Genomic DNA, 18,792 nt, shown 5'->3' on the forward strand with positions numbered 1-18,792 from the left:
GCTCCCATGACCGATCTTGCCAGCCCTTCAGAAACCGTGCCCGCCCTTGCCCTGCGCGCGAGCGATTATCCGCGCATCAATGCCGCGCTGGATTTCATCGGCGCCCACTGGGAGGAACAGCCCTCGCTGGAACGCATTGCGCAGGCTGCGGGGCTTTCCCCGCACCATTTCCAGCGCGTCTTCACCCGCTGGACCGGGGCGAGCCCGAAACGCATGATCGCCGCCCTTACCCATGCCAGCGCCCGCCGCCTGATGCGTGAAGGGGCAAGCGTGCTGGAAGCCGCGCTGGAAACCGGCCTTTCCGGGCCGTCGCGCCTGCATGATGTCTTCATCGCGGAAGAAGCCGTCACGCCCGGCAATGCCCGCAGCGCTGGTATCGGACTGGAATTTGCCATTGGCCATGCCCCGACGCCCTTTGGCACTGGCGTGTTTCTCATTGCTCCGCGAGGCCTCTCTGCGCTCGCCTTTGCCGATGCGGGCCGCGAGGCGGAGGCTGAAGCCGATCTGAGATCGCGCTTTCCAGCGGCGGATTTCACGGTCGATCACACGGCCGCCGATCATTATGCGCAAGCGATCTTCGGTGGGGGCGGCATACGGCCTGTCCCGCTCGTCCTCTACGGCACGCCCTGGCGGCGGCAGGTCTGGCGCGCCCTTCTGGCCATCCCGCCCGGCGAAACCACTTCCTACGGTGAGATTGCCCGCGATGTCCGCACCATGAAGGCGAGCCGAGCGGTGGGCGCAGCCGTCGGCGCCAACCCGGTCAGCTGGCTCATTCCCTGTCACCGCGTGCTGGCGAGCGACGGACGGCTCAATGGCTACCATTGGGGGCTGGAGCGTAAGCGCGCCATGCTCGCCTACGAGGCCGCAACGCGCTAGATAGCGTGGCATGTATGATCTCTCGCTCCAGCTTCTCCTTGCCGTTTTTGCGGTCTTCATCCTCACGTGTCTGGGCTATGGCCTGCTGCGCTTGAGGGCGCTGCGCGCTGACGCCGCCGAGGAATATGCCGACCGCACCGCCACCAAGCCCGCCACCGTGCGCGGTGTCAGCGAGGCCGAGTTCACCCGCCTCTATGTGAACAGCTTTGCGCCGCGCTGGGCTTTCTACCTCGCCGCCGGGTGCCTGATCGCCATTGTGCTCAGCCCGGTCGCGCTGACCCTTATCCCGGCCATTTATGACCAGATCTGGCGGGCCACAGGCGCGCATGACTGGGCAGGCCGTGGCGGTTATGTCTTCATGTTCACGGTGTTTTTCGGCGTTGTCGCCTTCGGCGCGCTGCCTGCCTTCGTGCTGGCCCGCCTGCATCACACCCGCGCGCCCGAACCCTTCACCCACGCGCTTGCCAGCGCGCGCGGCGAGCCCATCCCGGAGGAAACCGGCTGGCGCAGACGGCCCAAATGGGCCCGGAGGGTGCGGCCCGACACAGACGTGGACGCCGACGGGAGCAGCGATACCGGCCGCAAGGACACCGCCCCTGACTCTGCTGATGGCAGTGCAGGCGGTGGTGATGGCGGCGGCAGTGACTAACTCTCAGGCCTGACAGGCAGCAAGAGGAACTGGATATGCGATACCTCCACACCATGGTGCGCGTCAGCGATGTGGACGCGAGCCTGCGCTTTTACTGCGAGGGGCTGGGCTTGAAGGAAGTCCGCCGCATGGATAGCGAGAAGGGCCGGTTTACCCTGATCTTCCTGTGCTCGCCCGATGATATTGCCGCGGCTGGCGGGGTGCCGGAGAGCGGTCCGCTGCCTGCGGGTCTGCCTTGCATCGAGCTTACCCATAACTGGGATCCGGAAACCTATTCAGGCGGGCGCAATTTCGGCCATCTCGCCTACCGGGTGAAGGACATCTATGCGCTGTGCGCGCGCCTGCAGGGTATGGGCTATACGATCAACCGCCCGCCGCGCGACGGCCATATGGCTTTCGTGCGCTCACCGGATAATATCTCGGTCGAACTCCTGCAGGAGGGCGAAAGCCTGCCTGCCAAAGAGCCCTGGGCCAGCATGGAAAACACCGGAAGCTGGTAAGCTGCGCTTGCCCTTCGCCAACATTTTGTCTGGACAGGATTCATGATTCGACCCTTCAGCCTGGCAGCCCTTGGCCTTGCCGCTGCCTGTGCAGCCCAGCCTGCCACTCCGGCCTATGAGGGGTTTGCGCCCTGCGCGGATGCCGGTGACTATCCCACGCTCGCTGACAGCCTGTGCCGGGTGGAGAGCGTGCCGCTGCGCCCGCCGCACGAAGGTGATGAGAGCACGATAGAGCTCTTCGTCCGCCTCTTCCCCGAAAGGGATCTGCACGCGCGGCGCGGCGCAGTCTGGCTGATCGCGGGGGGTCCGGGAGAGACCGGTGCGTCCTTCTATCCCTTCCTCGACGAGTTCCGCAGCGCCTTCCCCGGCTATGATCTGGTGATCCCGGATCATCGCGGGACGGGCTATTCTGCCAAGCTCTGCCCGGATCAGGAATCGCCGCAAAGCGCCGATGGTATCGCGCTCGCCGGAGAGGAATGGGGTCCGTGCATTGGTCAGATGTTTGCCGATCCCGCTCGCGCTCACGGCTTCACCATCACCAATGCCGCCCATGATCTGTCGGCACTGATCGGCCGCCACAGGGAGCCGGGCGAGGTCCTCGTCTATGCGGTGTCCTACGGAACCCAGCTTGCCTTGCGGATGATGCAGGCCGCCCCGGTGGCGCTCGACGGGCTGGTGCTGGATGGTCTTGTCTCCCCCGAAGGCACGCCCGGCGCTGATCTGTCCCGGCGGACAGAAATTGTCGATGCGGTGGGCCGCGATCTGCTGACAGATGACGAACTGGCGGCCTATGCCCGGCTCCTGCACGAAGACTCCGCATCGGCCAGCTGGGCCGGGAGCGTGCCGGGCGGTGATCTGCGCCGCTTCATGGGCGCTTTGCTGAACTTCCCGACGCTGCGGGAGCGCATTCCGGCGCTGATCGACACGCTGGGGCGCGGCGAGACCGGGCTTCTGGACAACACGGCCGCAGAACTGGAAGGGCTGCTGGCCACACTGAACGCCTATCCCCAGTCGCCGCCATCCTTGCCGCTGGTCATGCTGATAAGCGGCTCTGAGAACAATGAGCGCCGGGACCTGACAGCTGACACGGTGGCGGCAGAGGCGGCAGATGCCCTGTTTACCAGCCCGCTTCCCGGCCTGCTGGTCGGCATACCCGCGCCGTTATATGAGCGCGACGCATACTTTGGCGGCGGGCCAGCCAGCCTGCCGCGCACCCTCATCATCCACGGCACGCATGACCCAAATACGCCGTATGAGGGCGCCCGCGCGCACGTTGGCATGCTGGCGCAGGCCGGTGAGGTAAGCTTCACCACCGTCGAGGGTGCGGCCCATTTCCTGCCCTTCGTTGCGCCCTCCTGCTTTGTCCAGGCGGTTTCGGCTTTCGTGGCAGGAGAACAGGCGCCGGAGACATGCCGTCCCTGACGGGGCGTGGGTAAGATTTTATCCACAATCCCTTGACTTTGGTTAATGTTCCGCTTATGTTCTAGATATGAACAGGAGCGGTGCCATGAGCTATGCATCGAAATTGAAAGCAAGCGGCGGCGGTTATGTCCGCAATGCGGGCAAGCGCTGGCGTTATGAGGATGAGCGTGAACTGCGCGATCTGGCCCGGCGCGGCGTGCCGCTGCAGCGTATTTCACTAAAGCTCGGCCGGCCCGAAGGCGCCATCCGCGCCAAGGCGTCTGCCTTGCACCTTGATCTGGTGGAAGCACCCGAGAGTGTGCCGGTCGCACGGCCCGCGCTCAAACCCCGCAAGCTGAATGCGGGCCCGGCGAACATTGCCCCCTTCGCCCGCGAAGCCCGCCAGCTGGAGCTGTTTAACTAGGGCTTGTCCTCATAAAGGGTTTGGAGCGCGGTATGTGGCCAGATTGTCCGGTTCGAGGAGCGAAACCGCAGGAAGGATAGTCCCCTTTCAAAGGTTCGCGACGCAGCAAACGGGCGATCTGGCCCATATCCTGTAGGACGCGGCGGATTTTGCCCCTGACGGTGTCGAGCCGTCCTTGTGGAGGGATGCTCCACAGCGGCCATCTCTCCTTGTCAGACGCCAAATCCGCTTCGCGCCGCGCCCGAAACCTTTATGAGGGCAAGCCCTGGCTCCGCTGACCATCCCCGCTGGTCAGCGATTGCGGCCGAGCCGGTCGTGGCTCTCCACCCAGTCCCCCGCCACGACCGCGCTCGCCAGCGATATTTCCCCCGCCAGCACGGTGGCCGCGCATATCTCGATAAAGCGCCCGACCTTGCCCTTGCCCCGGCAGCCCAGAATATCCAGGCACTCGCCTTGTGTGGGCAGCTGCGTGCCCCCGCCAAATGTCGCGACGATCAGGGCAGGCAGCGTGATCGACCAGTAATAGGTTTCCCCGTCATCCTCCAGACGCACAAAGGTCATCGCGGTATGGGACTCGGCGATATTGGCCGCATCTTGCCCGCAGGCGATGAAGAGGGCCGCGAGCCCATTGGCGGCGTGCATGCCGTTATTGGCGCTGCCGGCCATCACCGAGCCGGCAAAGGAGTTGAGCCGCGCACGGAAAAGATCGGCTGCGGCCACGCCCGCCCGCTCTCGCAATACCCGGTCCGGGATGCGCGCCTCCGCTATCACCCGCGCCCCGCGCGAATGCAGAACGTTGAGCTGGGAGTGCTTCTTGTCGGTATCCATCGCGCCCGAAAGAGTATAGCGCGCGCCGCCCGGATAGTTGGCCGCTATCCATTCGCACGCCGCCAGCGTGGCCTTTCCGCTCATATTCTGGCCTGCCGCGTCGCCTGTCTCATAGTTGAAGCGCAAATGGAGCATCGGCCCCACCGAATAGCGCTCGATATGGGAGAGTTTGGCCACCGACGACGTGGTTTCGGCGGCGGCGCGGATACCTTCGAAACTCCCGTCAATCCACTGCGCGAACGATCGTGCGCCGCGGGCATCGCTGAAATGGAAAACCGGCGCGCGCTGCATGTAGCGCTCATGGATGGTGGTTTTCACCCCGCCAGCTTCGGTCAGGATGCGCATCCCCCGGTTATAGCTGGCGACCAGCGTGCCCTCGGTCGTGGCCAGCGGCACATAGACATCCTCGTCTACGTGCTCGCCATTGATACGCAAGGGTCCGGCCAGCCCTACCGGAACTTGCGCCACACCGATGAAATTCTCGATATTCCCGGCGGTCACACCGGGGTCAAACGAGTATGACCCGACATGGTCCAGCGGCAGGCCGGTACGCTCGGTCAGAAACGCCCGGCGCATACGGGCAGCATCATGCGTGTGATCGTTCGTTTTATCGCGCGGCACGGGCGCGCGGGTGTCGTTGCGGCGGTCAGTCATGGCTCCTCCCCGTAAGGCCCGCCCCGGACTAGCGCCGGGCTTTCAGGGCCTCGTTCTGTAGCACGGCAAGCTCGCCAATGCCCTTGCGCGCCAGCGCAAAGAGCGCGTCGAACTCCTCCGGCTTCATGGGATCAGTTTCAGCCGTCGCCTGAATTTCGACAACCCCGCCATTGGCGGTAAGCACGAAATTGGCGTCCGCGTCGGCTGTGCTGTCCTCCTCGTATTCCAGATCAAGGCGCGCCTCGCCCTTGATGATCCCGGCCGACACCGCCGCCACCTGCCCGGTAACGGGGTCTGCTTTCAAAAGGCCTTCTTCCATCAGATAGAGACAGGCCGATTTCAGGGCGATCCATGCGCCGGTAATGGCGGCGGTGCGCGTGCCGCCATCGGCTTGAAGCACATCACAGTCAATGATGATCTGGCGTTCGCCCAGCGCTTTGAGATCCACCACCGCGCGCAAGGAACGCCCGATCAGGCGCTGGATTTCCTGCGTGCGCCCGGACGGCTTGCCACTGGTCACTTCGCGGCGCGTGCGTTGATGGGTGGCGCGCGGCAGCATGGCGTATTCCGCCGTCACCCAGCCCTGTCCGCGTCCGCGCAGCCAGGGCGGAGTGGTTTCCTCCACGCTCGCGGCGCACAGAACCCGCGTATTGCCGAACACGGCGAGGCAGGAACCTTCCGCATAGGGCGCGGCGTCCAGCTCGAAATGGACCGCGCGCAGGGCGTCGGCGGGGCGGTTATCAGGGCGCATAGTGTCTCTCCAGATTGATCTCTTCTGCCGACCTAGCCCGAATGCTGCCGGGATGAAAGCGGGTCGGTCCGGCGACGGCCATGAACCACGAGACCATTGCAGCGCGCGCACGGCTCGCTTAACTCATTGTCATCATGACAGAGCCAATTTCGCCCCTTACCTCCTCCCTGGCTGATCTGGATGCGCGCTCGCGGGATATTTTCCGCGAGCTTGTCGAGGCGTATCTGGATACAGGCGAGCCGGTGGGTTCGCGCACCCTGTCAAAACGCGGCGGGCTGAACCTGTCGCCTGCCTCGATCCGTAACACCATGGCTGATCTGGCTGGTGCAGGGCTTCTGTCGGCGCCGCACACGTCTGCCGGGCGCATGCCGACCCATGCAGGGCTGCGCCTGTTTGTGGATGGCCTGTTGCAGATTGGCGAGATCGCAGAGGAGGAGCGCCGCGAGATCGATGCCCGCGTCGGCTCGGCAGGAAAACGCCCCGAAGATGTGCTGGCCGAAGCCTCATCGCTCCTGTCCGGCCTCGCCGGCGGGGCCGGGCTGGTCGCGTCGCAAAAGCAGGACGTGCCGCTGCGCCATGTGGAATTTGTGCCGCTCTCGCCTGTCGAGATACTTGCCGTGCTGGTCTCGGAATCCGGTGCCGTGGAGAACCGGCTGATGACCGCGCCTGCCGGCTTGCCGCCTGCTGCGCTGGTGGAGGCCGGCAACTACCTGTCCTCCCGGCTCAGGGGCCGCACACTGGCCGAGGCCCTGAAGGCTATCCAGAGCGAGATCGCCGAAAAGCGCGCCCAGCTGGACGAGACCGCGGCCAGCCTGGTCGAGGCGGGGCTTGCGGACTGGAGCGGGGCGGAGAACCGCTCGCTCATCGTGCGCGGTCAGGCAAAGCTGCTGGAATCGGTCGAGGCCAGCGAGGATCTGGAACGCATCCGCCTGCTCTTTGACGATATTGAGCGCAAGGAAGACCTTCTGGCCCTGCTGGACGAAGCGCGCGGCGCGCAAGGGGTCCGCCTCTTTATAGGTTCGGAGAACCCGCTCTTCTCGCTCTCCGGCTCCAGCGTGATCGTTGCGCCCTACCGCAATCGCGATCAGCGTATCCTGGGAGCGCTGGGGGTCATTGGTCCGACGCGCCTGAACTATGCGCGCGTCATCCCGCTGGTTGATTATACAGCCCAGCTTGTGGGGCGCCTCCTCGACGGGCGCAGCTAGCCTCCCTATGTGTCGGGCAACCCGAACCCTACAGAACTGACGACAGGACGCATTTCATGAGTGATGACAGCAAGAACACCCCGGCCGAAGACGCCGCCGGCATCCGGCCTGAAGAGGGTGTGGACACCGCTGCAGACGCAGGCGGAGAGTCTGGCGAAGACGGGCTGGACGCTCTGCAGGATCAGGTAAACGATCTGCGCGACCGGCTTCTGCGCGCCGTTGCGGATGCGGACAATACCCGCAAGCGTGCCGCCCGCGAGGTCAAGGAAACCCGTGAATACGCCGTCACCGGCTTTGCGCGCGACATGCTCGATATTGCTGACAATCTGGAGCGGGCTCTGGGGCTTCTTGGCGAGGATGTGCGCGCCAGCCTGCCGGAAAACGTCAAACCGCTGGTTGAAGGTGTGGAAATGACCCAGCGCCGCCTGATGAGCACGCTGGAACGTCATGGTGTGAAGCGTGTTGCGCCGGAACCTGGCGATCCGCTCGATCCAAACCTCCATCAGGCTGCCGCGCAGATACCGGCGGACCAGCCCAAGGGCCGCATCGCCCATGTGATGCAGCCTGGCTATGTGATTGGCGAACGCACCTTGCGCGCCGCGATGGTGGTGGTATCGGCCGGTCCGGCAGAGGGCGCGGCGCCTGCCGGTGCCAAACCGGCGTCAGAGCCGCAAACACCCGGTCACAAGCCCGGAAGCGGGCTCGACGTCGAGGCCTAGCCGGCGCTGACATCAAAAAAAGGGCGGCTCACAGGAGCCGCCCTTTTCGTTCATTGTGGTCCAGACCCTAACGGCCGGGCGCGCGCGTGCGGGGCTCGCCATTCTGCCAATAGGTATTGCCGGTCTGGAGATCGGTGTACCAGTAGCGGTCATTGTGCTGGTCGTAATAGAGCTGCGAGTGGCGTCCGCTATTCGGGTTGTGCTGGCATCCGCCCTGCTGGTTGCAGGCAATGGCGGCGCCGACTGCAGCGCCGCCAATGGCGCCAATCGCTGCGCCCGTGCGCGGGCTGCCCACCTGATTGCCGATGACGGCGCCGCCAACACCGCCCACGGCCGCGCCCGTGGCGCCGCCGCGAACAGCCGGTGTGGTGGCACAGGCTGTGGCCAGGAGCGGCACGCTCAACACTGTGGCGATAAGAATTTTGCGGGTCATGACATTGTTCTCCCTGGGGTCGGTTCTGCACAACTAACCGTCCGAAGGGCCAAGCGGTTCCGCAGATTCGTGACTCGAAAGCTTTATGGGGGTCGCGAAAAACCCCGGCGGTGTGCGCCGGGGTTCTCTCATTGGCCGATCCGCAAGGAATCAGCGGATCACGCTGCCAGCAGGGGAACTAGCCGCGATATTCGCCGTTCTGCCAGTAGGTTACGCCGCTGCGCTGGTCGATATAATAGTACCGGCCCGCACGTTGGTCATAATAAAGCTGGGAATGGTTCTGGTTGTTCTGGTTCCAGCGGCAGCCGCCATCTTCACGGCAACCTGCATAAGCGCCGGCTGCACCGCCAACCACAGCGCCGATAATGGCGCCCTGGCGGGCATTGCCGCTGCCGGTATTGTTACCGATAACCGCGCCGGCAAGGCCGCCAGCCGCAGCGCCGCCTGCTGCGTGGGTCATCGTGTTGTTGGTGGCGCAGCCTGCCATCACTACGGCAGGCGCAGCCAGGGCAATAATCATGAGCTTCCGCATTGGATGCCTCCATTGTTTGCCGGCGGCTCAAACCCTCATGGTGCCGCCTTCTGACACTAGATCAGGCGAAAGCTATACGCGCGATGAACGAAGCCGGTTCCCGTTCCGGCCAGTGTCATTGGCCGAGGTCCGGTTCCTCGCTGTTTTGCGCTATCATGCGTGATACTTGCTGAATACCGAATCCGACGCCGCACATGGCGTGATAATCACCGAACTCGGTGGCCACCCGCTGCAACCGTTCCTGACCGGACATGGAGCCAATGTCTTCGATATTCAGTATTGCCGCTCTGCGTTCCAAGCGAGCCTGCCGCACGGCGGCATAAAGAAGCGGCACCTGTGTTTGCGACAAAAGGTTGTTTTCCATCGAACGGCGGGCGGCGCCGAATGCTCCGGACGCGCCGGCCCATTCATTGGCGTCTCCCGCCACCGATGCCGTCCCCATCGACGCTATGGACGCCAGGTCGAGCGCGGTGACCGTGACGTTCCGCGACGAGTTGAGCATGGCGAAATAGTCGTCACAGGCTGCATCCGACGCGTAGAACAGCAGCGGGATCAACCCGTTTGCCATCTGGTCCGCATCGGATCCGTCTTGGGCCAGTACATGCGCAACAAGGGTTATGGCCCGCACAGGATTGTTCGGCCGCGCGCGGGTTTCACTTGATGTAGCGCGCGAAGCGTTGAGGGAAGGCGCGATTACCCGCGCGGTTTCCGCATCGATCGTCAGATCAAACATCGCGATCGGTGCGCCGGACTGGTCGTAACGCGTTGCGCACGCTGACGTGGCAACAATGGCAGACAGGCAAAGCAGCTTAACTATTGTATCCATAAAGCCCTCCCGCATTTATATCATCAATGCTGGCATAGATTGCTCTGGACTCGAAGAAAAAAGTTAACGAAAATTAGTTTTTGTATTAAATATTTGTATTTAAATCGTTATTTCTTCAGCGCACCCGCCTCAGTGTCAGGTTGATCCGGCCGGGATGGAAGGGAGCAGGCAGCAGGGTGGATGTGCCGGGATAAATCCGGTCTACGCCATGGAAAAAGCGCCGCGAGGCGCCGCCGAGCACGACAACATCGCCTGAGGACAGGACCAGCGAACGGCTGGGGCTGTTGCGCAATGGTCCGCCCAGCCGGAAGCGCGCCCGGTCGCCGAGACTTACAGACACGACGGGTGCGTCGCGCGCGTCCTCGTCGGCGTCCACATGCAGGCCAAGGCGTGAATCGGGTCCGTAAACGGTTATCAGGCAGGCCTGCGGGGGCTGATGCCAGCCCGACACCGCTGCCCACAGTTCCAGAAGCGCTGGCGGCATGGACGGCCAGGGCGCGCCGGTGACGGGATGCTCAGGTTCATAACGATAGCCCGCCTGGTCCGCCACCCAGCCCAGAGGGCCGAAATTGCTCATCTGCACACTTAAGGGCTGGCCGTTGCGCGGCATGGAAGGCCGGTAAAGCGGCGCAGCGCCGATACCGCCCAGCACACCGGCCAGCAGGCTTTCCTGTGCGGCCCTGTCGAAATAGCCCGGCAGGAGGACAAACCCGTCCGGTCCGGTGACCCGGCCAGCGTCCATCACCGCCTAACCCTCAATACCGGCCATGGCACGAAAGGCGGAGAGTTGGCCTTGCAAGGTCTCGTGCGCTGCCTGTGTCTGCTCGCAGTCCAGAAGAAGGCTCGAACGCAGGACAATCCTGATATGCTCTTCCAGTCCCAGCGCCGCCTCCATATCCAGCCATGCCGGAAGGTCTTGCGGGTCCAGCTCGGCAAGACGGGCCGCTATATGCACCGCGTGGCGCTGCTCTGGTGTTTCAAGACAGTCCGCCATCAGGCCGGCCAGATCAGGTTCGGCCGCGCCTTGCCGGACCAGCATGATGATGACGGGATACTCGGTCTGCGCCGGGCCCAGCCCGTTGATGAAGGCCGCGCTGGCATAGCCGGTCTCATAGCCGCTGACGCTGGCATGCACGCGGGATGCATCACGATAGACGCCTCCGACGACGGGCATGACACGGCGCGTTTCGCTACGCCCGTCGAGAGAAAACCGGCCCTGCGCATCCGTCATCGACGCCGGGCTTGCGGTCAGGGCTTCAAAACGCACCTGCGCGCCCTGCACTGGCGTTAGCGTACCGGCATCCACCACCAGACCTTGCGTATCGGGCGCCAGCACATGCTCGCGCTCAATGATGCAGGCCGTCAGGGCGAGTGATAGCAGGGCGATAAGGCAGGCGCGTAGGGGGATCGTCTTCATGTCAGCCTCCTGACGGCTGGGTGCAGCTCAACTCCTGCCACACACTCAATCAGCATTTGGACCGCGCCGGAAGCCGGGCCAGTATGGATGTCAGGCAAGAAGGGGGCGAGGGCCTATGGCGCTGTTCATCCTGCAACTGGTCCACACCATTGTCTGGGTGGTGTCGGTGGCCATGGTGATAGCGCTCGCGGCCTATGTGCTGACCGGGCGGTTTGAGCGGCTTGTTCCATGGGCGCTCGGTTTCCCGGTCCTCATTTTCATCGGCATCCTCATCAATGGTGAGTGCATACTGCAGAGCTGGGCACGCGAGCTTTCCGGCATCGAGGAGGGCTGGGCGCGTGACATTCTCTTCCTGCCGGAGCCGGTTGCGCGCGCGACCATGCCGGTTTGCGTGCCCGCTTTTGCTGTTATCGGCGGCGCTGCGGCCTGGCGCTGGTGGAAAGCGGCAGCAAATAAGGCGTAACACACCCTTGCGGCTTCGCCCCCGCCTCCCTAAATCGCCCCGTATCAAGAGGGGTTATTTCCTGACCGCCTCAAAGGGTTAAAGCAAGACCAGAGAAGAAACCTGCACGGGGGGCGGATGACCGGCGAGCCGCCGCAAACGCTTTTAAAGGTTTACGGACCGCGCACCCCGCCCTGCCAAAAAGTGGAGAGAATGAGACTATGAGCAAAGTTATCGGTATCGACCTTGGCACCACCAATTCGTGTGTCGCGGTCATGGAAGGCGGCCAGGCCCGCGTCATCGAGAACACCGAAGGCGCGCGCACCACGCCGTCTGTCGTCGCGTTCACCGAAGACGGCGAGCGCCTGATCGGTCAGCCCGCGCGCCGTCAGGCCGTGACCAATCCGGAGCAGACCTTCTTTGCCATCAAGCGCCTGATTGGCCGCAACATGAACGACCCGACGGTCAAGAAGGACGCCGCCATGGTGCCCTACAAGATCGTTCCGGGTGATAATGGCGATGCCTGGGTTGAGGGGCGCGACAAGAAATACGCGCCGGCGGAGATTTCCGCCTTCATCCTGCAGAAAATGAAAGAGACCGCTGAAAGCTATCTTGGCGAAAAGGTGGAAAAGGCCGTCATCACGGTCCCGGCCTACTTCAACGACGCCCAGCGTCAGGCCACCAAGGATGCCGGCAGAATTGCCGGTCTTGAAGTGCTGCGCATCATCAACGAGCCGACAGCCGCCGCGCTCGCCTATGGCCTCGACAAGTCCGACCAGTCCAAAACCATTGCTGTCTACGACCTTGGCGGCGGCACGTTCGACATCTCCATCCTGGAGATCGGTGACGGTGTGTTCGAGGTGAAGGCCACCAATGGCGATACCTTCCTTGGCGGTGAAGATTTCGACATGCGCATTGTCGATTACCTTGCCGACGAGTTCAAAAAGGAAAACGGGATTGACCTGCGCAAGGACAAGCTCGCCCTGCAACGCCTGAAGGAAGAGGCTGAGAAAGCCAAGAAGGAGCTGTCCAGCGCGGCTTCCTACGAGGTGAACCTGCCCTTCATCACGGCGGACGCCTCCGGCCCGAAACACCTCAATCTGAAACTTTCCCGCGCCAAGCTGGAAGCGCTCGTTGAAGACCTCATCAAGCGCACGATCGAGCCGTGCAAGGCGGCGCTGAAGGATTCGGGCCTCTCCACCGGCCAGATCGACGAAATCGTGCTGGTCGGCGGCATGACCCGCATGCCCAAAGTGCAGGAAGCCGTGAAAGCCTTCTTTGGCAAGGAGCCCCATCGCGGTGTGAACCCCGATGAAGTCGTCGCCATGGGCGCGGCCATTCAGGCCGGCGTGCTGCAGGGCGATGTGAAGGACGTGCTGCTGCTCGACGTGACCCCGCTTTCGCTGGGCATCGAGACGCTGGGCGGCGTGTTCACCCGCCTCATAGACCGCAACACGACCATCCCGACCAAGAAGAGCCAGACCTTCTCCACCGCTGATGACAATCAGACCGCTGTGACGATCCGCTGCTTCCAGGGCGAGCGGGAAATGGCCGCCGACAACAAGCTGCTCGGCCAGTTTGATCTCGTTGGCATTCCGCCCGCCCCGCGCGGCATGCCGCAGATCGAGGTGACGTTCGATATCGACGCCAACGGCATCGTGAACGTCTCCGCGAAGGATCAGGCAACCGGCAAGGAACAGGCGATCCGCATCCAGGCCTCCGGCGGTCTTTCCGACGCTGACATCGAGAAAATGGTGAAGGACGCCGAAGCCAACGCGGAAGCCGACAAGCAGCGCCGCGCGCTGGCCGAGGCCCGCAATAATGCCGAGGCTCTGGTCCACCAGACCGAGAAGCAGCTTGAAGAGTTTGGCGACAAGGTATCGGCGGAAGACAAATCCTCCATCGAGACCGCCATTGCCGAGCTGAAAGAGGTCAAGGATGGCGAAGACGTGGAAGCCATCCAGCAGAAGACGCAAGCTGTCCTGCAGGCGGCCATGAAGCTGGGTGAAGCCATGTACGCCCAGCAGCAATCGGCTGGCGGTGATGATGGCGGCTCCGACAACACCCCGGACGGGGATGATGTGGTCGATGCCGAGTTCACCGAAGTGGACGGCGACGACAAGAAGAAAAGCGCCTGATAACGGCGCGCAGACGCTGACAGCCCCGGCTCCTTGATGCGGGCCGGGGCTTTTACCTGATACCAGCAAGCATTCAGACCGGCGGATCATGGCCAAGCGCGATTATTATGAAATCCTGGGTGTTGAACGCACCGCCGATGCAGGTGCGATCAAGAGCGCCTATCGCAAGCTCGCCATGCAATTCCACCCTGACCGCAATCCGGGTGATGCGGAAGCCGAAGCCAAGTTCAAGGAAGTGGGCGAGGCCTACGCCATCCTCTCGGACGCTGACAAGCGCGCCGCCTATGACCGTATGGGCCATGCCGCCTTCCAGAATGGCGGGGCGGGCGCGGGCGGTCCCTTCGGTCCGGGCGGGTTTGGCGGCGCAGCCGACTTTGCCGACATTTTCGAGCAGGTGTTCGGCGATGCGTTTGCCGGGCGTGGCGGCGGGCGCAGACGCGCCGGACCGGCGCGTGGCTCTGACCTGCGTTATGACATGGAAATCTCGCTGGAAGAGGCGTTCAACGGCAAGGATGCCAAGATACGCGTCCCCACCACCGTCTCCTGCGGCCATTGCGAGGGATCGGGCGCCGAACCCGGCTCCAAGATCATCACCTGCGAGACCTGTAACGGGGCGGGGCGTATCCGCCGCACCCAGGGCTTCTTCACCATGGAGCAGACCTGCCCCACCTGTGGCGGGCGCGGCCAGTACGTCGAAACGCCCTGCCGGGAATGCGACGGCGTAGGCCGGGTGCGCAAGAATCGCGAGCTGCAGGTGCAGGTGCCGCCGGGCGTCGAGGATGGCATGCGCATCCGTCTTGCCGGCGAAGGCGAGGCGGGCGGGCGTGGCGGTCCGCCGGGCGATCTCTACATCTTCATTTCGGTGAAGCCACACGACATTTTCGAGCGTGACGGACCCAATCTCTATTGCCGCGCGACCGTGCCCATGGTCACAGCGGCGCTGGGCGGCGAGATACAGGCCCCCACAATCGAGGGCGGGCGCGCTGAAATGCACATTCCCGCCGGCTCCCAGACCGGGCGGCGCATGCGCCTCAAAGGCAAGGGCATGGCGCGCCTCAAAGGCGGCGGCGCGCGCGGCGACATGTTTGTCGAACTGTTCGTCGAGACCCCGCAAAAGCTTTGCGAACGCCAGAAAGAGCTCTTGCGCGAGTTCTGTGAGCTTTCCGGCGATGGCTGCAATCCCGACAGCGACGGTTTCTTCAAGAAGGTCAAGCGCTTCTGGGATGATGTGCGCGGCGAGGATGAAGCGCGCCCCGGCGCCGGGCACTGACACCCGCGTTCACCCCCTGCTAACCGAATAGGCCTGCTATGACAGGCTTGATGGCGGGCGGGAGTGAAAGCAGTGACGATAGCACCGGGTAAGGTTCTCAAGATTGCGGTTCTGGGCGCGTCAGGACGGCTTGGCCGCCTGATCATGGCCGAAATCATGCGCCGCCCCGATATGGAGCTGGTGGCGGGCGTTGTGCGCCACGATTCGGTGATGCTGGGCGCGGATCTCGGCGAACTGGCGGAAACCTCCCTGGCCGGTATCGAAACCAGCGTGTCCATGCGCGATGCCGCAGACGCGGCCGATCTGGTGATCGATGTCTCTGCGCCGCAGGCCAGCGCTGCCTTTGCCCGCCAGATCACCGAGCGGGGCGGGCCGCCTTTCGTGTGCGGCGTTACAGGACTTGGCGCTGACGACATGGCAGCGCTCGAAGCAGCGGCGCAGTCAGTGCCGGTGCTCTACGCCCGTAATTTCTCTCTTGGAGCCGCGGTCATGCGATGGCTGACGGCTGAAGCCGCCCGCCTTATGCCTGCAGAGCAGTTCGATCTGGAGATCGTCGAGACGCATCACCGCCGCAAGGTGGATGCGCCGTCAGGCACCGCGCTCGCCATTGGCGAGGCGGCCGCACAAGCGCGCGGACTGGAGCTTGGGACGCAGGCGATTTTCGACCGTCCGCGTCAGGGCGCCGCCCGCCCTGTCGGCGCGATAGGGTTCTCGGCCATTCGCGGCGGCGGCGCGATTGGCGAGCACTCGGCCCTGTTCCTGGGCGCGTTCGAGGAGCTGGAAGTCCGCCACCGCGCCAATGACCGCTTCATCTTCGCACGCGGCGCGATTGAGGCAGGCAAATGGCTAACCGGCCAGAAGCCGGGCTTTTACGGCATCGAGGATGTGCTGGGGCTGAACTGACCCTAATGCGCCTGCCCCCAGGTGAGGGCGGCCTTGGCCTCTACCACCAGCGGGACGGAGAGATCGACCGCGGGCAGGGCCGCCTTGCCCATCACGTCCTGCACCAGCGGGATCAGCGCGCCGGCCTCATCCTCAGGGCATTCAAACACCAGCTCGTCATGCACCTGAAGGAGCATGCGCGCTTTCAGGCCCGCCTCTTCAATAGCCGCGTCCATGCGCGCCATGGCGCGCCGGATGATGTCAGCCGCTGAGCCCTGAATGGGCGCGTTGATGGCCTGACGCTCGGCGAACTGGCGCATTTGCGGGTTCTTGTCGCGAATGCCGGGGAAGTGGCAGCGCCGCCCGAACACGGTCTCGATATAGCCCTTCTCCCGCGCGGTCTCCTTCATCGCGTCCATATAGGCGGCGATGCCGGGAAACTTCTCGAAATAGGCCTCGATATAGGCTTTCGCCTCATCGCGCTTGATGCCGAGATTATTGGCCAGGCCAAAGGCGGAAATCCCGTAAATAATGCCAAAATTGATGGCCTTGGCCTTGCGGCGGGTCATCGGGTCCATCTGGTCGAGCGGCACGCCGAACATTTCGGACGCCGTCATGGCGTGAATGTCATGGCCCGCCTTGAAGGCATCTTTCAAAGCGTCGACCCCGGCAATATGGGCCAACAGCCTGAGCTCGATCTGGGAATAGTCAGCCGCCACCAGCACATGGCCTTTCTCGGCCACGAAGGCTTCCCGGATCAGGCGGCCTTCCTCGGTACGGATCGGAATGTTCTGCAAATTGGGGTCAGAGCTGGAAAGCCGCCCCGTCGTCGTTGCCGCCAGCGAGAAGGATGTATGTACCCGGCCGGTATCGGGGTTGATCGCGGCTTTGAGCGCATCGGAATAGGTTGATTTCAGCTTGGCAAACTGCCGCCAGGTCAGCAGCGCGCGCGGCAAAGCATGGCCGTCATTGGCCAGCTCTTCGAGGACGCTGGCGTCCGTGGACCAGGCGCCGGTCTTGGTCTTCTTGCCGCCGGGCAGGCCCATATCACCAAAGATGATGTCGCCGATCTGTTTGGGGCTTCCCAGATTGAAGCGTGTGCCTGCGGCTTCAAACGCTTCTTCCTCGGCCTGCGCCATGCGCTGGGCGAACTCCGAAGACAGCCTTGAGAGCTGGGCGACATCGACCTTGATGCCATTGAGCTCCATGCGTGCCAGCACGGCGGGCATGGGCCGTTCCAGCGTCTCATAGACAGTCGCCAGCCCTTTGCCGGCCAGACCCGGCTTTAAAAGCTCATAGAGGCGCAGCGTGATGTCGGCGTCCTCGGCGGCATATTCTGTGGCGCGCTTAAGATCGATCTCGCCGAAAGATTTCTGGTTTTTGCCTGTGCCCGCCACCTCCTTGAAGGCGACCGGCTTGTGGCCGAGATGCAGCTCGGAGAGCTCGTCCATGCCGTGCCCGTGCAGGCCCGCCTCCTGCACATAGGAGATCAGCATAGTGTCATCGACCGGGGCCATATTGATGCCCTGACGGGCGAGTACCGCCAGATCATATTTGATGTTCTGGCCGACTTTCAGGACCGCCCTGTCTTCCAGCAGTGGTTTTAGGAGCCCGATGGCCTGCGCCATCTCGATCTGCTGAGGTCTCCCCCCGCCATCGGCAAGGTCCCCGCCTAAGTGAGCCAACGGGATATAGCAGGCTTCGCCCGGCTTTACCGCGATGGAAATGCCAACCAGCCCGGCGGCCGTCGCTGACAGCGCATCGGTCTCCGTATCGACCGCGATGACGCGCATGCGCTTTGCCCTGGCGATCCAGTCCTGCAAGGCCTCTGCCGTCTGCACGCATTGATAGCCGGAGCGGTCCACGGGCGCGGTGGCATCGCCGGTCTCGTCGGCAGGCCCAGCCCCCAGCGCCTCCTCCACCCGCCGCGTGATGGTGCGGAACTCCATGGAGCGCAAAAAGGCGATCAGCTTTTCGCCGTCCGGGTCCGCTGCGCCGAAACCCTCCAGTGGATCAGGCGTTTCGATGTCGTCTTTCAGCGTAACCAGCAGCTTGGAGATGCGCGCATTCTCCGCATTCTCGATCAGCTTGGTGCGCCGTGCGGGCTGCTTGATCTCCTCTGCCCTTGCAAGAAGGGTTTCAAGATCACCATACGTGTTGATGAGTTCAGCCGCCGTCTTGATGCCGATGCCCGGCACGCCCGGCACATTGTCCACGCTGTCGCCAGCGAGCGCCTGCACGTCGATCACCCGCTCCGGACCAACGCCGAACTTCTCGCGCACTTCGGCATCGCCAATCCGGCGCACCTTCATCGGGTCCAGCAGCGTCACCTGGTCATTGACCAGCTGCATCAGATCCTTGTCCGACGACGCGATGGTGACGCGCGCGCCCTTTTCGGCGGCCTGGCGGGCATAGGTGGCAATCAGGTCGTCGGCCTCAAACCCGTCCATCTCGATTGAGGGCAGGTCAAACGCCTTGGTGGCATCGCGGATGATCGCGAACTGCGGGCGCAGATCCTCGGGCGGTTCGGGGCGGTGGGCCTTGTATTCAGGATAAAGATCATTGCGGAAGGTCTTGGCCGAATGATCGAAAATCACGGCCAGATGCGTCGGCTGATCCTCGCCCTTGAGGTCCTCCAGCAGCTTCCACAGCATGTTGCAGAAACCCTGCACCGCGCCGACCGGCGTGCCGTCAGAGCGCGTCAGCGGCGGCAGGGCGTGATAGGCGCGGAAGATATAGCCCGACCCGTCCACCAGATAGACATGGGAGTCCTTGGTAACGGGGCGTGTCGTGGCCATGGGATGCGTCCTTGGGAAGCGGGCGAGGGAGTATCGAGGGCGCAAAC

General features: G+C 63.6%; 19 protein-coding genes. 11 read left to right on the forward strand and 8 right to left on the reverse strand.

All coding sequences use genetic code 11. The annotated features are described in order from the left end of the window. Positions 1-6 precede the first annotated feature (6 nt). From X907_RS00620 to X907_RS00640, 5 genes are all read left to right on the forward strand, one after another. Positions 7-876 carry a bifunctional helix-turn-helix domain-containing protein/methylated-DNA--[protein]-cysteine S-methyltransferase gene (locus tag X907_RS00620; protein ID WP_127565138.1) on the forward strand — a complete coding sequence of 290 codons (870 nt, stop codon included), beginning with the start codon at positions 7-9 and terminating at the stop codon, positions 874-876. A gap of 10 nt (positions 877-886) precedes the next feature. After that, entirely contained in the window at positions 887-1,525 is a 639-nt protein-coding gene (locus tag X907_RS00625) for a hypothetical protein (protein WP_127565139.1), read from the forward strand. Positions 1,526-1,560: 35 nt separating this feature from the next. After that, positions 1,561-2,025: a VOC family protein gene (locus X907_RS00630; protein ID WP_127565140.1), complete on the forward strand. Its 465-nt coding sequence runs from the start codon at positions 1,561-1,563 to the stop codon at positions 2,023-2,025. A gap of 42 nt (positions 2,026-2,067) precedes the next feature. Further along, complete coding sequence (locus X907_RS00635) at positions 2,068-3,447, forward strand: alpha/beta hydrolase (protein ID WP_127565141.1); 1,380 nt, start codon at positions 2,068-2,070, stop codon at positions 3,445-3,447. Positions 3,448-3,532: 85 nt separating this feature from the next. Continuing rightward, on the forward strand, positions 3,533-3,850 hold the full coding sequence (locus tag X907_RS00640; protein ID WP_127565142.1) for a hypothetical protein: 318 nt from the start codon (positions 3,533-3,535) through the stop codon (positions 3,848-3,850). 291 nt (positions 3,851-4,141) lie between these two features. Here X907_RS00640 and X907_RS00645 read toward each other — a convergent pair whose 3' ends face one another. Then, complete coding sequence (locus X907_RS00645; protein WP_127565143.1) at positions 4,142-5,332, reverse strand: hydroxymethylglutaryl-CoA reductase; 1,191 nt, start codon at positions 5,330-5,332, stop codon at positions 4,142-4,144. 28 nt (positions 5,333-5,360) lie between these two features. Continuing rightward, positions 5,361-6,083, reverse strand: coding sequence for a ribonuclease PH (rph, locus tag X907_RS00650; RefSeq protein ID WP_127565144.1), 723 nt, complete (start codon positions 6,081-6,083; stop codon positions 5,361-5,363). Between the two features lie 134 nt (positions 6,084-6,217). On the opposite strand from rph, the gene hrcA reads away from it, so the two are divergent. Both hrcA and grpE read left to right on the forward strand, forming a co-directional pair. After that, positions 6,218-7,288 carry a heat-inducible transcriptional repressor HrcA gene (hrcA, locus tag X907_RS00655; RefSeq protein ID WP_127565145.1) on the forward strand — a complete coding sequence of 357 codons (1,071 nt, stop codon included), beginning with the start codon at positions 6,218-6,220 and terminating at the stop codon, positions 7,286-7,288. A gap of 56 nt (positions 7,289-7,344) precedes the next feature. Then, positions 7,345-8,007, forward strand: coding sequence for a nucleotide exchange factor GrpE (gene grpE / locus X907_RS00660; RefSeq protein ID WP_127565146.1), 663 nt, complete (start codon positions 7,345-7,347; stop codon positions 8,005-8,007). 67 nt (positions 8,008-8,074) lie between these two features. Here the strand turns inward: grpE and X907_RS00665 are convergent, their stop codons facing one another. The 5 genes from X907_RS00665 to X907_RS00685 form a co-directional block, all read right to left on the reverse strand. Next, on the reverse strand, positions 8,075-8,440 hold the full coding sequence (locus X907_RS00665; protein WP_127565147.1) for a glycine zipper domain-containing protein: 366 nt from the start codon (positions 8,438-8,440) through the stop codon (positions 8,075-8,077). Between the two features lie 178 nt (positions 8,441-8,618). Then, positions 8,619-8,972, reverse strand: a complete 354-nt coding sequence (locus X907_RS00670; protein WP_127565148.1) for a glycine zipper domain-containing protein — start codon at positions 8,970-8,972, stop codon at positions 8,619-8,621. A gap of 115 nt (positions 8,973-9,087) precedes the next feature. Then, entirely contained in the window at positions 9,088-9,798 is a 711-nt protein-coding gene (locus X907_RS00675) for a hypothetical protein (protein ID WP_127565149.1), read from the reverse strand. 115 nt (positions 9,799-9,913) lie between these two features. Beyond that, a complete protein-coding gene (locus tag X907_RS00680) occupies positions 9,914-10,540 on the reverse strand; it encodes an alpha-ketoglutarate-dependent dioxygenase AlkB (protein ID WP_127565150.1) in 627 nt (208 codons plus the stop codon). 6 nt (positions 10,541-10,546) lie between these two features. Further along, positions 10,547-11,215 (reverse strand): peptidase associated/transthyretin-like domain-containing protein, encoded by a 669-nt coding sequence (locus tag X907_RS00685; RefSeq protein ID WP_127565151.1) that lies wholly within the window; start codon positions 11,213-11,215, stop codon positions 10,547-10,549. Positions 11,216-11,330: 115 nt separating this feature from the next. On the opposite strand from X907_RS00685, the gene X907_RS00690 reads away from it, so the two are divergent. From X907_RS00690 to dapB, 4 genes are all read left to right on the forward strand, one after another. Next, a complete protein-coding gene (locus X907_RS00690; RefSeq protein ID WP_127565152.1) occupies positions 11,331-11,678 on the forward strand; it encodes a hypothetical protein in 348 nt (115 codons plus the stop codon). Positions 11,679-11,878: 200 nt separating this feature from the next. Beyond that, positions 11,879-13,795: a molecular chaperone DnaK gene (gene dnaK / locus X907_RS00695; protein WP_127565153.1), complete on the forward strand. Its 1,917-nt coding sequence runs from the start codon at positions 11,879-11,881 to the stop codon at positions 13,793-13,795. An 88-nt stretch (positions 13,796-13,883) separates the two neighbouring features. Then, entirely contained in the window at positions 13,884-15,065 is a 1,182-nt protein-coding gene (gene dnaJ / locus X907_RS00700) for a molecular chaperone DnaJ (RefSeq protein ID WP_127565154.1), read from the forward strand. A 72-nt stretch (positions 15,066-15,137) separates the two neighbouring features. Then, on the forward strand, positions 15,138-15,968 hold the full coding sequence (gene dapB, locus X907_RS00705) for a 4-hydroxy-tetrahydrodipicolinate reductase (RefSeq protein ID WP_233352441.1): 831 nt from the start codon (positions 15,138-15,140) through the stop codon (positions 15,966-15,968). A gap of 2 nt (positions 15,969-15,970) precedes the next feature. Here the strand turns inward: dapB and polA are convergent, their stop codons facing one another. Then, the gene (gene polA, locus X907_RS00710; RefSeq protein WP_127565155.1) at positions 15,971-18,745 is read right to left on the reverse strand and encodes a DNA polymerase I; all 2,775 of its coding nucleotides are present in this window, start codon (positions 18,743-18,745) and stop codon (positions 15,971-15,973) included. Positions 18,746-18,792: the final 47 nt, after the last annotated feature.

It is taken from the genome of Glycocaulis alkaliphilus (assembly GCF_004000605.1).
Classification (GTDB): Bacteria; Pseudomonadota; Alphaproteobacteria; order Caulobacterales; family Maricaulaceae; genus Glycocaulis; species Glycocaulis alkaliphilus.

Bases quoted from the DNA above. Each gene is read 5' to 3' on its own strand.
- X907_RS00620 (WP_127565138.1), top strand. From the start codon at position 7: ATGACCGATCTTGCCAGCCCTTCAGAAACCGTGCCCGCCCTTGCCCTG.
- X907_RS00625 (WP_127565139.1), top strand. From the start codon at position 887: ATGTATGATCTCTCGCTCCAGCTTCTCCTTGCCGTTTTTGCGGTCTTC.
- X907_RS00630 (WP_127565140.1), top strand. From the start codon at position 1,561: ATGCGATACCTCCACACCATGGTGCGCGTCAGCGATGTGGACGCGAGC.
- X907_RS00635 (WP_127565141.1), top strand. From the start codon at position 2,068: ATGATTCGACCCTTCAGCCTGGCAGCCCTTGGCCTTGCCGCTGCCTGT.
- X907_RS00640 (WP_127565142.1), top strand. From the start codon at position 3,533: ATGAGCTATGCATCGAAATTGAAAGCAAGCGGCGGCGGTTATGTCCGC.
- X907_RS00645 (WP_127565143.1), bottom strand. From the start codon at position 5,332: ATGACTGACCGCCGCAACGACACCCGCGCGCCCGTGCCGCGCGATAAA.
- rph (WP_127565144.1), bottom strand. From the start codon at position 6,083: ATGCGCCCTGATAACCGCCCCGCCGACGCCCTGCGCGCGGTCCATTTC.
- hrcA (WP_127565145.1), top strand. From the start codon at position 6,218: ATGACAGAGCCAATTTCGCCCCTTACCTCCTCCCTGGCTGATCTGGAT.
- grpE (WP_127565146.1), top strand. From the start codon at position 7,345: ATGAGTGATGACAGCAAGAACACCCCGGCCGAAGACGCCGCCGGCATC.
- X907_RS00665 (WP_127565147.1), bottom strand. From the start codon at position 8,440: ATGACCCGCAAAATTCTTATCGCCACAGTGTTGAGCGTGCCGCTCCTG.
- X907_RS00670 (WP_127565148.1), bottom strand. From the start codon at position 8,972: ATGCGGAAGCTCATGATTATTGCCCTGGCTGCGCCTGCCGTAGTGATG.
- X907_RS00675 (WP_127565149.1), bottom strand. From the start codon at position 9,798: ATGGATACAATAGTTAAGCTGCTTTGCCTGTCTGCCATTGTTGCCACG.
- X907_RS00680 (WP_127565150.1), bottom strand. From the start codon at position 10,540: ATGGACGCTGGCCGGGTCACCGGACCGGACGGGTTTGTCCTCCTGCCG.
- X907_RS00685 (WP_127565151.1), bottom strand. From the start codon at position 11,215: ATGAAGACGATCCCCCTACGCGCCTGCCTTATCGCCCTGCTATCACTC.
- X907_RS00690 (WP_127565152.1), top strand. From the start codon at position 11,331: ATGGCGCTGTTCATCCTGCAACTGGTCCACACCATTGTCTGGGTGGTG.
- dnaK (WP_127565153.1), top strand. From the start codon at position 11,879: ATGAGCAAAGTTATCGGTATCGACCTTGGCACCACCAATTCGTGTGTC.
- dnaJ (WP_127565154.1), top strand. From the start codon at position 13,884: ATGGCCAAGCGCGATTATTATGAAATCCTGGGTGTTGAACGCACCGCC.
- polA (WP_127565155.1), bottom strand. From the start codon at position 18,745: ATGGCCACGACACGCCCCGTTACCAAGGACTCCCATGTCTATCTGGTG.